Genomic DNA, 15,365 nt, shown 5'->3' with positions numbered 1-15,365 from the left:
CAAACATCAAGCAACAACCTATATTGGGGAGTCTGATCGTCGATTTTTCACGCTGTTCGTACGGTATAGTCACGAATTATTACAGCCTTAAGCCTTGAATATGCTACCATCCGTCATCATTTTAATGTCTAAACTTGGTGCAAGATCGCAAAGACGATCGTTTTAGTGAACAAATATGAGCCAATACTGAGCACCAATAAATCAATAGAAAGAGAAAAAACGTCATGAACATTGATTTGAACCTAATTCCTCAAACGTTCGATATGCTTCACGCTGGCCTAACCGCATCGAGCGTTTTGCTTCTTCTAGTTGCAGTGTCGCGCAAATCAAAAGTGGTCGAGAAAGTGGTAGAAAAACCAGTCGAGAAAATCGTCGAGGTTGAGAAACCAGTTGAGAAGATCGTTGAAGTAGAAAAAGTAGTGGAAGTAGAGAAAGTCGTAGAGCGTGTTGTAGAAGTTGAATCAAAACTTGCAACCGCATCAACAGACTCTGCAATGCAGCTGCTTTCTATCATGCAACAAGAAGCTCGTCTGATTGACTTCCTAAAAGAAGACCTAACGTCATTCTCTGATGAAGAAGTAGGCGCAGCTGCTCGCGTAATCCACACTGGCGGTCAGAAAGTACTGAACGACTACGTGACGCTAGCGCACGTTCGTAACGAAGACGAAGAAACTCGCATTACGGTTGAAGAAGGCTTCAACCCACAAGAAATCCGCCTAACTGGCAACGTAACAGGCAGCGCGCCATTCAACGGCACGCTAGTTCACAAAGGCTGGAAAGCAACATCAATGACGTTGCCTAAACTTGCTGAGAACTACGATGCTTCTGTGATCGCTCCAGCTGAGGTTGAGCTGTAATGGAACACATGAACCAAGAAAACCATTCTCAAGAAGCGTCTGTTGAAACTCAACAGACGCCTAAATTCAGTGTTGGTATCGACTTAGGTACAACACACTGTGTCATGTCTTTTGTTGATACACACAACGAAGACGCTCGCGTTGAAGTGATGCCAATCCCGCAGTTGACTGCGCCGGGTACGGTAGAGACTCGTAGCCAATTAGGCTCTTTCCTTTACCAGCCGCACGAGCACGAAATGAACCCGCAATCACGCGTTCTTCCGTGGTCGAGCGAGCCAAAAGCTCTGGTTGGTGCGATTGCACGTAACCTAGGTTCGAAAACGCCAATTCGTCTTGTTGCAAGTGCGAAATCTTGGCTTTGCCACGCAGGTGTGAACCGTCGTGATGCTTTCCTGCCAGCAGGTAGCCCAGAAGAAGTGGAAAAAGTATCCCCTCTTCGTGCGACAGAGCTTTACCTAGAGCACCTAAAAGACGCTTGGAATCACGCGAACCCAAATCACAACCTTGCCGATCAAGACGTAACCATTACGGTTCCTGCTTCTTTTGATCCTGCTGCTCGCGATCTAACTGCAGAAGCAGCACGCAACGTTGGTTTTGTGCACCTAACACTTCTAGAAGAGCCACAAGCTGCACTTTACAACTGGATCGATAACAGCAACGACAAATGGCGCGACGAAGTTGAAGTTGGCGACATCGTGCTTGTGGTCGATATCGGTGGTGGTACAACCGACCTTTCTTTGGTTGAAGTAACTGAAGACAACGGCAACCTAACTCTGAACCGCATCGCGGTAGGTGAACACATCCTACTTGGCGGTGACAACATGGATCTTGCACTTGCGTACCGCTTGAAGATGAAGCTAGCGCAAGAAGGCAAAGAGCTACAGCCATGGCAAGTTCAGGCAATGACACACGCATGTCGTGACGCGAAAGAAGCGTTATTGAACGACAGCGAACTTCAGTCAGTGCCAATCGTAGTACCAAGCCGTGGTTCTAAACTGCTTGGCGCAACGCTGAAAACAGAACTGACTCAAGAAGAAGTACAACAAACACTGGTTGATGGCTTCTTCCCTCAAGTTGCAATTACTGACCACCCTGTTCAACGTAACCGTGGTGCACTAACGCAAATGGGTCTGCCTTACGCACAAGATGCAGGCATTACTCGTCACATTGCAGCGTTCTTGTCTAAGCAAGCCAATGCTCTTTCTACTTCAGGAAATGGCGCAGAAGCAGCAGCTCAAGATTTCAATCCATTCGCTAACATGCCTGGTATGCCAGGTTCGGATGCAGCGCAATCGGCTGACTTCATCAAGCCAACCGCAATCCTATTCAACGGTGGTGTTCTGAAATCGAAACTTCTAGCAACTCGTCTAGAAGACACGATCAACGAATGGCTAATTGAAGCAGATGCAGAAATGGCAAAACGCCTAACAGGTGTGGATCTAGACCTTGCGGTTGCTAGCGGTGCGGCTTACTACGGCTCTGTGCGTCGTGGTCAGGGCGTTCGTATCCGTGGTGGTATTGCTTCGGCGTACTACGTGGGTATCGAAAGTGCGATGCCAGCTATTCCGGGCATGGCGCCGCCAATGGAAGCACTTTGTGTTGCACCATTTGGTATGGAAGAAGGCTCAAGCGTTGACGTACCAAGCCAAGAGTTTGGTTTGATCATCGGCCAGCCAGTTAACTTCCAATTCTTCGGCTCAACGGTTCGTCGTGATGACCTAGCAGGTACTCACCTAGACTACTGGGCACCAGAAGAGCTTGAAGAGCTTCCAGAAATTCAAGTAACGCTGCCTGTATCTGAAGGTCGTCGTGAAGGTGAAGTGGTTCCAGTTACCCTAGCCTCTCGCGTCACAGAGCTTGGTACGCTTTACTTAGAAGCCATTGCCGCTGATAACGGGCAAAAATGGCATGTTGAGTTCGATGTGCGTGAAGACGCGAAAAGTGACTCAAACGAAGAACAATAATTAGAAGTCAAACGGCATCCAATCGGGTGCCGTTTTTAAATACACGAAGGTTTGGTTTTGTATGGCATCTCCTCGTTTCCTTGTTGGTATTGACCTCGGCACCACAAACACTGTGGTGGCCTACTGTGAAATCACCGACAACCTTGAACAATCCGAAGTATCCCTATTCGACATCGACCAACTGATTGGTCCGGGCGAAGTCGTTCGTAAACCACTTCTGCCCTCTTTCCGCTATCATCCAGCTGTAGGTCAAATCTCCCCTTCTGATCTCACTCTTCCTTGGGACAACGAACCTGTTGCTGGCGACATTAACAATCTCATCGTTGGTGAATGGGCTCGTGAATTAGGCGCGAAGGTGGAAGGACGTCAGGTATCCAGTGCAAAAAGCTGGCTATCGCACCAAGCAGTTGATCGTAGCTCAGACATTCTCCCTTGGGCTGGCGCGCAAGACGTAGATAAAGTCTCGCCCGTCATTGCCAGTGCAAGCTACCTCAACCACATTCGTCAAGCATGGAACTACCGACATCCTAGTAACAAGCTAGAAGACCAAGATGTGGTTGTGACCGTTCCAGCGTCGTTCGATGAAACCGCTCGTAAGCTCACGCTTGAAGCCGCAGAGTTGGCAGGTTTAAAGAAAATCGTCCTGCTCGAAGAGCCACAAGCCGTATGTTACGACTGGTACGCACGCCATCAGAAAACCGCAGCTGATGAGCTCAAAGAGTTACCGCTGATTCTGGTGTGCGATGTGGGCGGTGGTACCACCGACTTAAGCTTGATTGAAGCCAGTTTCTCTTCTCAAGATGAGCTAGCCCTTGATCGTATTGGCGTTGGCGAACACTTGATGCTGGGTGGTGATAACCTCGACTTAGCATTAGCACACCTTGCAGAGAGCCGCTTCAACCAAAGTAAGAAACTCACTGCAGCAAGCCTGACTAAGCTGATTCAGCAAACGCGTAAAGCGAAAGAGAACCTGCTTTCAGCGAGCGCACCTGACGAAGTGAAGATCACCATGTTAGGTAGCGGCTCTAAGCTACTTGGGGGCACAAAGAGTATTGCTCTAAGCAAACAAGAAGTGCACCAAATCGCATTAGATGGCTTCTTCCCGCTTTCTGATTTCAGTGAAGTGCCGGACAAACGCCGCAGCGCGGTTGTCGAGTTTGGTCTTCCATACGTTGCTGACCCAGCGGTGAGCAAGCACGTAGCCGAGTTCTTAACTCAGCACCAACAAGTTGCTCGTGCCGCTCTTCGCATTGAAGACGACAAACAAAATGCCATTCCGGTAGGTTTGCTACTCAACGGTGGTGTGTTCAATAGTGAACTTGTGACTGAGCGAGTGACTACCCTACTGTCCGATTGGCGCGGCGCTCCGATTACGGTATTAGATAACCCACATCCAGATTGGTCTGTTGCATTAGGTGCTGTTGCATTTGGTAAAGCGCGTCGTGGTGCACAGCTAAAAATTGGTGGTGGCGCAGCGCGTTCTTACTTCTTGCACCTTCAAGAGAAGAACAAGATGGGCAAAGCGCTCTGTTTGCTTGCAAAAGGGACAGAAGAAGGTCATGAGATCCGCTTAAGTGGTCGTCGTTTCTCGCTTACCTTAGGTGAACCCGTTCGCTTTAACCTACTGACTTCTACCCACGACACCTTAACCAATAACACTGCCATTCAAAACGGTGTGATGGTTGACGTTGATCCTGACTTGTTTGCTCCTCTGCCACCTTATATCACCACCCTTGAAGGTGAAGGCGCTGAACTGCAAGCCAACCAGAAAGAGCGTGTAGAAGTGCAACTGGCGTGTCAGTTGACTGAAGTCGGCACACTTAAGATGGAATGTGTCAGCGCAGAAGACGACAACAAACGTTGGGAGCTGGAGTTCGAAGTTCGTAACAAGCAAACTGATGACAGCGAGCAAGTTAAACTTCACCCTAAACTGAACGAATGTAAGGAGCTGATTGCTCGCCTTTACAGCGGTAACAAGAAAAGTGCTGAAAGCAAAGAGATCAAAACCTTAGCCAAAGATCTTGAGAAGAAACTGGGCAAACGTGACGAGTGGGATTTCACTACCCTACGTCAACTTTTTGATACCTTTGCACAAGGTCGTAAGCGTCGCCGCCGCTCTGAACAACACGAAAAAAACTGGCTTCGTTTGGCAGGTTTTGCTCTGCGTCCGGGCTTTGGCGATCCAACCGACTCATGGCGCATTGAACAAGTTTGGGGTCTCTACCAGCAAAACATTCAGTTCAAAAACCATCAAGGCTGGACTGACTGGTGGGTATTCTGGCGTCGTATCGCAGGTGGCTTGAGCCAAGAGCAACAAGAGACCATCTTGGCGGACATCGCGAAATACCTACATCCTGGTGCGATGAAAAACCCACAATCCGCCAAAGCGGCACAAGATATGGGTTACGAATCAATGGTGCGCTTATCTGCCTCTCTAGAGCATCTAGAAGTCGAAGACAAAGTTCTATTGGCTACGTGGTTCTTGAGCAAAGCCATCAACCATAACCAGTTCGAACAAGCACACTGGTGGGCTATGGGTCGTTTGGCATCGCGTACGCCTTTATATGGCAGCCAGCACAATGTCATTCCTCGCGAACAAGCGGAACAGTGGCTACCTAAGCTGTTAGAGCAGAACTGGCAAAAAGAACCAATGATCGCTTTCGCAGCCGTAATGATTTGTCGTAAGACGGGCGACCGCCTATTTGATATCTCAGACGACTACCGTGAGCAGGTACTGGCTAAGTTGAAGCAAAGCAAGGTACCTGAATCTTGGGTATCACTGGTTGAAGAAGTCAAAGAGCTATCTGAGAGCGAATCGAAGCGTATCTTCGGTGATGCACTACCAAGCGGTCTGACACTGGTAAATAACTAGGCTCTCACGCTTATAAACGCAACAAAGCCCTTCTCGTGAAGGGCTTTGTTTTATCTGATTCTAATAGCTGACGAAAGACGACTCGTTAGTTCATTTCCGTATTGATCACCACATCACGCGTTTCATTATCCATATCACTGATGCCAACAACTGAGATTTCACGGTCAGATAAATTCTCAATCATGCTGTCTTCTAACCCACCGTCCGTCATCCACGCATAGAATTTTTCCGCAATACGATCCGAACCTTCCCCGACAAACGTTAATGTGACCTTCTTCATTTGTGACACTCCATCAATTTACGATTCAGCCACTTAAGCGTAGTATGTTTCGCAAATATCGACATAAACTAGGACTAACTTCTTTTATGAGTATCGAAAAATTTGACGCGATTTATCAGCGCGCTGCCGAGCGTAAAGGTGGTGAAGATCAACTTGAAGCGCTTTTGTCTCATCCACTAAGCAAAGAGGAACTGGCTGCGATTCCCGATGACCGTTGGCTGGCCGCTTTTTCGATGAAGGTATTCCAAAGTGGGATTTCATGGAGCGTGGTTCGCAACAAATGGCCGAACTTCGAAGAAGTGTTCTTCGGATTTAAAATTGAGCCGTTGCTGATGCTGTCAGACGAGCAATGGGAAACCAAAGCAACCGACAAACGCATCATTCGCCACCTCACTAAAGTCATGTCGATTCCTGCTAATGCTCGTATGATCCACGAAGCAAAAATCGAATACGGCTCGTTTGGCAAAATGGTTGCCGATTGGCCGCAAGAGAAAATCACCGACCTATGGGCGTATTTGAAGAAACGCGGCAATCGCCTAGGCGGAAATACTGGCCCTTACACACTGCGTCAAATGGGCGTTGATACCTTCATCTTGTCTAGCGACGTTGAAGCTTACCTACGTAATTGCAAGATCATTGAAGGTGGCAAAGATACGAAAAAATCGCTCGATGCAACCAACAAAGCGTTTGTTCAATGGCAGCAAGAAAGTGGTAGAAGCCTGTCTGAGATCAGCCAAATCATTGCGTTCAGTACCGGCGATAATCGCATTTAATCCAGACTGAACCCAAAATACAAACGGCGCACTGATCATTGGATTTAGTGCGCCGTTTTTATGTTCATTGGTTCAAGTACACACTTACTTTGAAGCCAGTGATTCCCACTCAGTCAGTAGCTGCATAATACGATGAGAATCGTCCCATGTTGCACAAGGGTTTTCTAACGAGGTACGCCCCTCTTCAACCGCTTGGCGAATATTGCGCACTTGATAGAAGAAAGCGTCCCCAGTTGCCGGTACAGACACTTCCCGCTTCGACGTCTCGTAAATTTCCACACTAAACTGGTTATCTTGCGTTGGTAGCCATGGGTTTGAATCTAAGGTAATACAGCCTTTGCTACCCAGAATGGTGAACTGGTGTTTCAATCCATGATCTTCGGCAGTATGTACGCTCACCGTTTGTTGCTCACCAAATTGCATCATCAAGCTCGACTCGCAGATATTCCCATCATTACCTCGTCGGCCAATCGCTTTCATTGAACGGTTCTCAAAGGTTTGTTCACCCAACATGGTTTTAACCACCAAATGCACTAATGACATTGGATAGCAACCTAAGTTATACAAAGCACCTTTGCTGTCTGGATTAACAAACTGCGCAATCGACGCAATATAAGACGTATGGATGGAGCGAAGTTCACCAATCTCTCCCGATTTAAGCACCGAAACCAACTCACTGATCAATGGGTGATGCAAGTACATTAAGCCTTCAGCAAAGAATACCTTGTGCGCTTCTACGGCTTGAAGTGCCAGCTCGGTTTTTTCCATATCTACCGAAAGTGACTTTTCACACAGGATCGCTTTGCCCTGCTCAGCCGCTTTGACGATAAAGTCATGATGAAGGTGATTTGGCAATGCGATATAAATAATGTCGACTTGCTCATCAGCAATCAACGCATCGTAATCGTTGAACGTATTCTCGATGCCATATTGCTCAGCGAATGCCTGTAAGTTCTGCTCCGAACGCCCAGCAACCGCGTACAGTTCACTCTTGTCATCGCCTTGGATTGCCTCAGCCATGACTCCTGAGATAAAGCTTGTGCCTAAAATGCCCCATTTCATGTTCACGTCTCCTATTGAGCTTGGGTTTCGAATGCTTGAACTAACTCTGCCATTTCAGCCGCAATAAACGCTTGTGTATGCGGCATAGCAAAATGCGCTTCAATCGCGGCGCGGTTTTCATATCGCTCCCAAAGAATCACACGTTGTGGAGCTTTAGAATCGTAGGTCGCATTCGCTTGCAAGCACCCCGCTTCGCTTTGCATATCAAGGCAAAATTGTTCAATGGCTTCAACCACTTGTTGTCTTGGCTTATCGGCATTCATTTTCAGTTCGGCGGTAACAAAAATCGTCTCATTCATGATGGATCTCTTTCTCCATTCTTAATCATACGCCCACTGTAATTAACCTCGTTTGATTGATAAACTCTGCTTTAGTTATTTCTTTATCAACTCTGGGTGTGCAATGGATAAATTAACAAGCATGAAAGTTTTCGCTTACGTGGTCGAACACGGCAGCTTTCGTAATGCTGCACACCACTTTGATATTTCACCGACTATGGTTGGCAAGCACGTGAGCTTTCTTGAGCAAAGCTTAGGTACACAGCTGATTCATCGCACCACGCGTAAACAGTCCCTGACCGAAGCTGGCAGACTCTACTACCAAGAGTGCCACCGCATTATTGAAGACATCACCAACGCAGAGAACCTGATCCAGACGCTGATCAACCGTCCAACCGGAACTGTAAAAGTTAACTGCCCTGTCACGTATGGCAAAAAGGTCATTGCTCCTATCGTGGCTGACTTCTTAGCTGAATTTCCCGATTTGAACGTTGAGCTGATGTTGGACAACAATTTGATTGACCCATATCGAAGCGAAGCTGACGTGATTATTCGAATCGGTGAGTTGGTCGATTCGTCGTTAGTCGCGAGAAAATTGGGTGAATACCACATGACTTACTGCGCCTCACCCTCTTACCTTGAACAACATGCCCCTATCCAATCGCTTGATGACCTTGAACATCATCATTGTTTGGGGTTTCAGTATCACCAAGGAGAAAGCCAACAAGTGGTGAACATGCCATCTAATACCTTTGGAAACAGTAACACCCGATTAACGTCTAACAATGGTGATGTGCTTAAGTTTGCTGCGTTAAAAGGCTCTGGTGTTCTTCTGCAACCAAAGATCTTAGTTGAGCAGGAAATCCAATCTGGTGCCTTGGTAGAAATTCTCCAGCAACATGCTCCCAAGCCAAAACCGATCCACCTGCTTTACCGTTCAAAACAGCTTTCCCTTAAAAACCGCACCTTGGTTGATTTTGTTCTTTCGCATGTGAATCCGTAACGCCACCTCATAAAGCGGCGACAATTTAACCACTCAATCAACTTTTGTTGTCGATACAACAAATATTATTGCTTGTTAATTGTCTTTATTTTTCATGTTGTTAGTCAGAAACACCCATAACTAGGCATAATTTATTGATTCACACCAATTGCATTGCTCTGACAAAGTGACTAGGATTGCCGCCTTTCCTGAGTGAACTATCAAAAAATATCGAGAAATTTAATCTAATTTCTCTTCCTGTTCGTGTGCAATCACAACATTTACACTCATTTCAAATTGCATAAGCACATTCCTTTGCTTATGAAAACGACATTGATTTCTCAACGCTTTTAGTCACGTATGTGGCTTTTTGGCTTGAGAGAGATTTTTATTCAAGGTAGGTCACAAGGACGCTACCCCTTGACTGCATTTACTGGAGGATAAGATGCCTAAAGGTCTAATGCTGACTGACTTAGCCATCGCTGGCTTACTATTGATTTTGGCAAAAGTCATTCGCGTTCACGCGCCATTACTACAGCGTATGTACATTCCATCGGCGGTTCTCGCAGGATTATTCGGTCTAATTTTTGGACCAGCCCTGTTAGACGTACTGCCTTGGACCGATACGTTTACCGCTAACGCAAGCCTATTAACTGCTGCACTTTTTTCTGCGTTAGGTCTGGCAACGGATGTTCCATCACCTAAAGCCGTCGCACAGCGTGCTGGCTCATTGTGGGCGTTTAACCAAATCGCTTCTGTTTCTCAGTGGTTGTTTGCGGCAATGTTTGGTCTAGTTCTCACAACCTTCTTCTGGCCAGAGATTAATCCCGGCTTTGGTGTGACAATGTCTGCGGGTTTTATGGGCGGACATGGCTCTGCATCTGTTGTTGGTGAAATCTTCACGGGGCTTGGCTGGGAAGATGGCTTCACACTTGGCTTAACGTTCGCAACCGTGGGTATTTTCATTTCAATTTCTGTCGGCATGCTCATGCTGCAATTCGCATTGAAGATGGGTTGGATTCGTAGCTTTACGACATTCGATAGCATGGATGAACACGAACGCAAGGGGCTCGTTAAGCCTGATGATCAAGAGCCGGTAATGAAAGACACCATGTCTTCCCTGTCGGTTGATTCTTTTGCGATTCACGCGGCGTTGGTTGTAGTGGTAACAGCTTTCTCGTATGTAGCGGCTAACTACTTATCCTCTTTCCACGATAAGGTACAAATCCCTACGTTCGTAACTGGCTTCCTTTGCGGCATGCTCGTGCGAATCGTCGCGAAACAAACGAAAGCTTCACGCTATCTTTGTGACGGTGCATTCAAACACGCTGCGGGCATCAGTACCGATTATTTGATTATCTTTGGTATCTCAGCCATCAAGATTACCGTCCTAGCCCAGTATTTAATGCCGATGGTAGTGCTTGCAATCGGCGGTGTAAGTTTCACACTTTGGTTAATCTTTTGGGTAGCGCCGCGAATCATGGGTGAAGATTGGTTTGAGAAAGGCATCTTCTCTTGGGGTTGGTTGACCGGTACGGTAGCTATGGGCATTGCTCTACTTCGTATTGTTGATCCAAAGATGCGTAGCAAGGTACTTGATGATTACGCCATCGCTTATGTCCCAGGCTCAATCACTGACATCTTCATCATCTCTTTGATGCCAATCGCGATGTATAACGGCATGCACTGGCAAGCGCTTGGTGTAGGATTAGGTTACATCGCAATTGTCTTATTTATTTGGCGATTCATTTTTAAACGTAACAGCAGTGCTCTGACACACGAATCTTAGTCGCTTTACTCGGGAGGATTTTATCCTCTCGAGTTCATTCCTTGGTTTTTATCAAAATCACTCCTCATCTCGAAAATAAGCAACTTGTTTTATATTTGAGATTTGCAATCCCGATCTCTTACTATCATTCTTTTTTAATACTTGACCTGAAAGTTTCTATATCAGAATAGCCGCCTATTCGTTTCTAAAACATGGAGAAAGGCTGTGCGTCGCTCTCAAGGATTTACTCTTATTGAACTCATTGTGTGCATCATCATTCTTGGTATTGTAAGCGTCGTTGCATTTCCTAAATTTCTTGGCTTACAAAAAGATGCCAGAGTGGCGGTTCTATATGGAGCCAGAGAAGCACTCATGACCGCCAACAACTTTGTCTACACCAAAGCAGTGATTCAATCTCAAGAGACAGTAGATGGCGGCATACAATATAACATTGATCTAGATAATGACGGCCATAACGACCTAATTGGTTACTTTGGATTTATCAAAAATGTTATTCCAGCAAAAGAGCTAGCAGGCTTTGATCCGCAACTCACTATCAACACTTGGTATGGGGTAGATAGCCCAGACGAGCCCTACTTCCTTATTGGTTTTGCAAACAAGCCTGTTGGTCCAGAACATATGTGTTATGTCGAAGTTTACTACCCAGAAACTCCTGGTGGCCAAGTGAAATACAAAATACAAACTGACGATTGCTAATTCCCATAGAGAGTGGCAGTAACACTTTTACTTTTGGTGTCTTCATCGTTATTGCAAGGTAATGGCTCCAAAACCATCATTAACAACTATTTCACATAATGTCGTCGCACAATGAGCTCATAGAGATAAAACCAGTAATTTGCGCCGACACATGGCTATAATTGAAACAATCTATCGTTTTTAAACCCGCCTATAACTTGTGCTTGTAAACTCATCATTTCGCTCAATAATAGTTCTATAACAAATTCAATAATTTAAAGCGGGAGGCGTAATGAGAATATTCTGGCAGCTACGTTGGTATTTCCAACAAAAGTGGAGGCACTATGTCGGATCCATTCTGCTTTTCGCTGTTATATCAGCACTACAGCTTGTTCCGCCCAAAGCAGTTGGCATCATAGTTGATGGCGTCGTAGACAACACTTTAGATACAAATACGCTGATTCTATGGCTCTCAGGGTTAACTGTACTGATCTTTACTATTTATGGGTGTCGCATCTTATGGCGAATTTGGCTTTTCGGCGCAAGCTGGGAGCTCGGGACCATTCTACGTAACCGTCTATATAGGCATTTATCGACACAGCCACCTCGTTTTTTTGAACGTTACAAGACGGGGGATCTGATGGCTCGTGGCACTAATGATGTGCGTAATATCGTTATGACTGCCGGCGAAGGGGTTTTAACCGCCGCAGACTCTTTGATCACTGGTATTGCGGTTTTAATCATTATGGTAACGCAAGTAAGCTGGAAGCTCACCGTAATGGCGCTTCTTCCAATGCCATTTCTTGCCATCATCATCTTCTTTATTGTGCGTATCCTACATCAACGCTTTCGTGTCGCTCAGGAAGCCTTTTCTACCATGTCAGACATGACACAAGAGTCACTTAATGGCGTGCGAATGCTGCGTGCTTTCGGATTAGAAAACCAAGAGCAGCAACGTTTTGAAGAGGTTGTGGATGATACTGGCGAAAAGAACATCGCTGTCGCAAGAGTCGATGCTAGATTTGACCCGGCAATTCAGTTAACCATCGGTCTTTCTTTCCTTCTTAGTGTCGCTGCTGGTGCTTACCTTGTTGATAAAGGTGAGATCACGCTTGGTGATCTGACCGCATTTACGATGTATTTAGGGTTGATGATATGGCCGATGCTGGCATTCGCATTCCTATTTAACATTTTAGAAAGAGGCTCTGCTGCATGGAACCGATTACAAGAGATCTTTGATGAAAAGCCAGAAATTATCAGTGGCAATAAGCCAATAGAAAATAAACCACTTCCGTTAAAAATTGATATCGACGATTTCCATTGGTCTAGTGATTTACCGCCCGCTTTGACGGAAGTAAACATCGAACTGGAACCCGGAAAAATGTTGGGAGTTGCAGGGCCGGTAGGAAGCGGAAAATCGACCCTGTTAACACTACTTTTGCGTCAACATGATTTAGAAAACGGCTCAATTAAATTCGGTGATGTCGAGATCAAGGATGCCCTACTTCCACAGTGGCGCAACCGTTTTGCTGTCGTTAACCAAAGTCCGTTTCTATTCTCCAAATCTATCTTCGACAATATTGCCTTAGGCAACCCTAATGCAGAGAAAGAAGAAGTCTATAGAGCAGCAAAGTTAGCCTGTATACATGACGATATTGAGAAGTTTCCTGAAGGCTACCAAACAGAAGTTGGTGAAAAAGGCATTACACTCTCCGGCGGGCAAAAACAACGTATTGCGATAGCACGCGCTATGCTGCTGAATGCCCAAGTGTTGGTTTTGGACGATGCACTTTCCGCTGTTGATGGACGGACCGAACATCAAATCCTTAAGAATTTGGAAACACACTACCGTGATCAAGCCCTAATCGTTATTGCACACCGCCTCACCGCATTGGAAGCAGCAGACGAGATCATTGTCTTGAATCACGGCCACATTACTGAACGTGGGCAACATAGCGCTTTATTAGCGCATCAGGGATGGTACGCCGAAATGTTCGAGTACCAAAAACTAGAACAGGCGATGGAGGAATAATGAATGAACCAGACCAGCACGTTTAAACGGTTAATGTCTTACCCATTATCTCAACCAAAGCCAATGATTAAAGGACTCGCCTTGCTGTTTATTGCAGCGTTAGCTAGCGCCGGCGGCCCTTGGTTGATTCAATATTTCATTGATGAGCACATCGCTAAAGGTGACTATTCACAAAATGTTCTGATTTCGCTAGCAGTAGGTTATATCGCTCTTCAGATCGTATCGGCAACATTCCAGTATTTTCAGTCATTGCAATTTAGCATTGTCGCGGCTAACACGATCAAAGCGATTCGTAAGCAAGTATTTTCTGGCGTGATTAAGCAGCCGTTATCTGCGTTTGATTACACGCCTGCTGGAAAATTGGTGTCGCGAATCACCAACGATACGGAATCTTTACAGCAATTTTATGAGCTTTTGATCGCGACCGTGGTGAAAAACGTGGTCATGATTGTCGTAATGCTTGGCGTTATGTTTTTCATGAGTTGGAAGCTCACACTCGTTGTGCTTGTATTGCTGCCGATCGTCATCGGCTTTATGTACTTGTTTAAGCAGCTAAGTACAGAAAGCTACCGAAAGATGCGTGACCTATTGACTGATATAAATGCGAATCTGAGTGAATCCATTCAAGGGATGAGTGTCATTCAATTAATGCAACAAGAAGAGCGTTTTAATAAACAGTTCAACGAGCTAACCGCAGAGCATCTGGTGGCATCTAAACGAGTGATTCGGCTAAACGGCTATCTGCTAAGACCCTTAATGGATTTGCTCGCTGGTCTTGCGTTGCTTTGCTTGGTTGCGATCTTTGGTTTTAATGGTATTGAGTTGATTGGTGTGGGGGTACTGTATGCATTTATCAGTTATCTTGCGCGAGTTACTGAACCACTAATTGAGATGACTCAGCAACTTGCTCTACTTCAGCAGGCGTTAGTATCAAGCGAACGTGTTTTTGAATTGATTGATGCGAAAGAACAAACTTACGGGGGCGATCATCAACCATTAAGGTCAGGTGCTATCGAACTTAAAGACCTCACATTTAGCTACGATGGTAAACAGGACGTCCTAAAAGACATTTCGTTGAAGGCCAACCACCAAGACTTTATCGCGCTTGTCGGGCATACAGGAAGCGGTAAAAGCACATTAGCGTCACTGTTAATGGGCTTTTATCCAACGCAATGTGGTGAACTGCTCATAGATGGTCGTCCACTTAAAACATTAGGGAAAGACGTACTTCGCAAAGATGTGGCAATGGTTCAACAAGATCCACATATTCTCCCTGCTTCAGTCAGAGAAAACATCTCTCTCAGTCGGGCGGTTGATGACAATCAAATATGGGATGCGTTAGACAAGGTAGGTTTGGCAGAACAAATTCATCGTTACCCTAACGGGCTAGACACGCAGTTAGGTCAAGGCGAAACTAATTTATCTGCAGGTCAGAAACAGCTTTTGGCGTTAGCACGTGTGCTTGTGGTAAAACCTAAGATATTGATATTAGATGAAGCAACCGCAAATATTGACTCAGGAACAGAGGCTTTAATCCAAAAGAGCTTGGCGGTCCTCAGACAAGACATGACGCTCGTTGTTATTGCTCATCGGCTTTCAACTATCTTAGATGCAGACCAAATCATTGTTCTTCATCATGGGGAGTTAGTCGAGAAAGGCACACACAAAGCACTCTTAACGCAAAATGGTCGTTATGCTCAAATGTATCAGTTACAGCAAGCAAACCGACACCTACAACAGATTGAAGAAGACACCAAGCAACTCGAAGAAGCGGTGTGATTTTATGCCCGTGCCTTCTTTT

Annotated in this window: 12 protein-coding genes; 9 read left to right on the top strand and 3 right to left on the bottom strand. The window is 45.8% G+C overall.

Annotation, left to right across the window (positions count from 1 at the left end):
• The first annotated feature begins 224 nt into the window (after window positions 1-224).
• The 3 genes from R7Q41_RS05910 to R7Q41_RS05900 all read left to right on the top strand — a co-directional run bounded on the left by R7Q41_RS05910 (window position 225) and on the right by R7Q41_RS05900 (window position 5,693).
• A complete protein-coding gene (locus R7Q41_RS05910; RefSeq protein WP_017634945.1) occupies window positions 225-857 on the top strand; it encodes a DUF2760 domain-containing protein in 633 nt (210 codons plus the stop codon).
• Window positions 857-2,821 carry an Hsp70 family protein gene (locus R7Q41_RS05905; RefSeq protein ID WP_318144413.1) on the top strand — a complete coding sequence of 655 codons (1,965 nt, stop codon included), beginning with the start codon at window positions 857-859 and terminating at the stop codon, window positions 2,819-2,821. The genes R7Q41_RS05910 and R7Q41_RS05905 overlap by 1 nt, the downstream gene beginning before the upstream one ends.
• Window positions 2,822-2,882: 61 nt before the next feature.
• The gene (locus R7Q41_RS05900; protein ID WP_318144412.1) at window positions 2,883-5,693 is read left to right on the top strand and encodes an Hsp70 family protein; all 2,811 of its coding nucleotides are present in this window, start codon (window positions 2,883-2,885) and stop codon (window positions 5,691-5,693) included.
• A gap of 85 nt (window positions 5,694-5,778) precedes the next feature.
• Here the strand turns inward: R7Q41_RS05900 and R7Q41_RS05895 are convergent, their stop codons facing one another.
• Window positions 5,779-5,973 (bottom strand): hypothetical protein, encoded by a 195-nt coding sequence (locus tag R7Q41_RS05895; protein WP_005377692.1) that lies wholly within the window; start codon window positions 5,971-5,973, stop codon window positions 5,779-5,781.
• Between the two features lie 86 nt (window positions 5,974-6,059).
• Between R7Q41_RS05895 and R7Q41_RS05890 the strand changes: the two genes are divergently transcribed.
• Entirely contained in the window at window positions 6,060-6,746 is a 687-nt protein-coding gene (locus R7Q41_RS05890; RefSeq protein ID WP_005377694.1) for a DNA-3-methyladenine glycosylase I, read from the top strand.
• 84 nt (window positions 6,747-6,830) lie between these two features.
• Here the strand turns inward: R7Q41_RS05890 and R7Q41_RS05885 are convergent, their stop codons facing one another.
• Window positions 6,831-7,808, bottom strand: a complete 978-nt coding sequence (locus R7Q41_RS05885) for a Gfo/Idh/MocA family protein (RefSeq protein WP_262647597.1) — start codon at window positions 7,806-7,808, stop codon at window positions 6,831-6,833.
• An 11-nt stretch (window positions 7,809-7,819) separates the two neighbouring features.
• A complete protein-coding gene (locus R7Q41_RS05880) occupies window positions 7,820-8,107 on the bottom strand; it encodes a putative quinol monooxygenase (protein ID WP_169697506.1) in 288 nt (95 codons plus the stop codon).
• Window positions 8,108-8,210: 103 nt separating this feature from the next.
• Between R7Q41_RS05880 and R7Q41_RS05875 the strand changes: the two genes are divergently transcribed.
• The 5 genes from R7Q41_RS05875 to R7Q41_RS05855 all read left to right on the top strand — a co-directional run bounded on the left by R7Q41_RS05875 (window position 8,211) and on the right by R7Q41_RS05855 (window position 15,343).
• Window positions 8,211-9,089, top strand: coding sequence for a LysR family transcriptional regulator (locus tag R7Q41_RS05875; protein ID WP_005389067.1), 879 nt, complete (start codon window positions 8,211-8,213; stop codon window positions 9,087-9,089).
• 424 nt (window positions 9,090-9,513) lie between these two features.
• On the top strand, window positions 9,514-10,857 hold the full coding sequence (locus R7Q41_RS05870) for a sodium/glutamate symporter (protein ID WP_318144411.1): 1,344 nt from the start codon (window positions 9,514-9,516) through the stop codon (window positions 10,855-10,857).
• A 204-nt stretch (window positions 10,858-11,061) separates the two neighbouring features.
• Window positions 11,062-11,553 carry a type II secretion system protein gene (locus R7Q41_RS05865; RefSeq protein WP_005377704.1) on the top strand — a complete coding sequence of 164 codons (492 nt, stop codon included), beginning with the start codon at window positions 11,062-11,064 and terminating at the stop codon, window positions 11,551-11,553.
• 271 nt (window positions 11,554-11,824) lie between these two features.
• A complete protein-coding gene (locus R7Q41_RS05860) occupies window positions 11,825-13,564 on the top strand; it encodes an ABC transporter transmembrane domain-containing protein (protein ID WP_065274505.1) in 1,740 nt (579 codons plus the stop codon).
• Window positions 13,565-13,567: 3 nt separating this feature from the next.
• Entirely contained in the window at window positions 13,568-15,343 is a 1,776-nt protein-coding gene (locus R7Q41_RS05855) for an ABC transporter transmembrane domain-containing protein (RefSeq protein ID WP_169644495.1), read from the top strand.
• Window positions 15,344-15,365: the final 22 nt, after the last annotated feature.

It is taken from the genome of Vibrio sp. 2096 (assembly GCF_033339595.1).
GTDB classification, from domain to species: domain Bacteria; phylum Pseudomonadota; class Gammaproteobacteria; order Enterobacterales; family Vibrionaceae; genus Vibrio; species Vibrio alginolyticus.
Note: the sequence above shows the minus strand (reverse complement) of the source record. Positions and strands in the feature narration are given on the sequence as shown.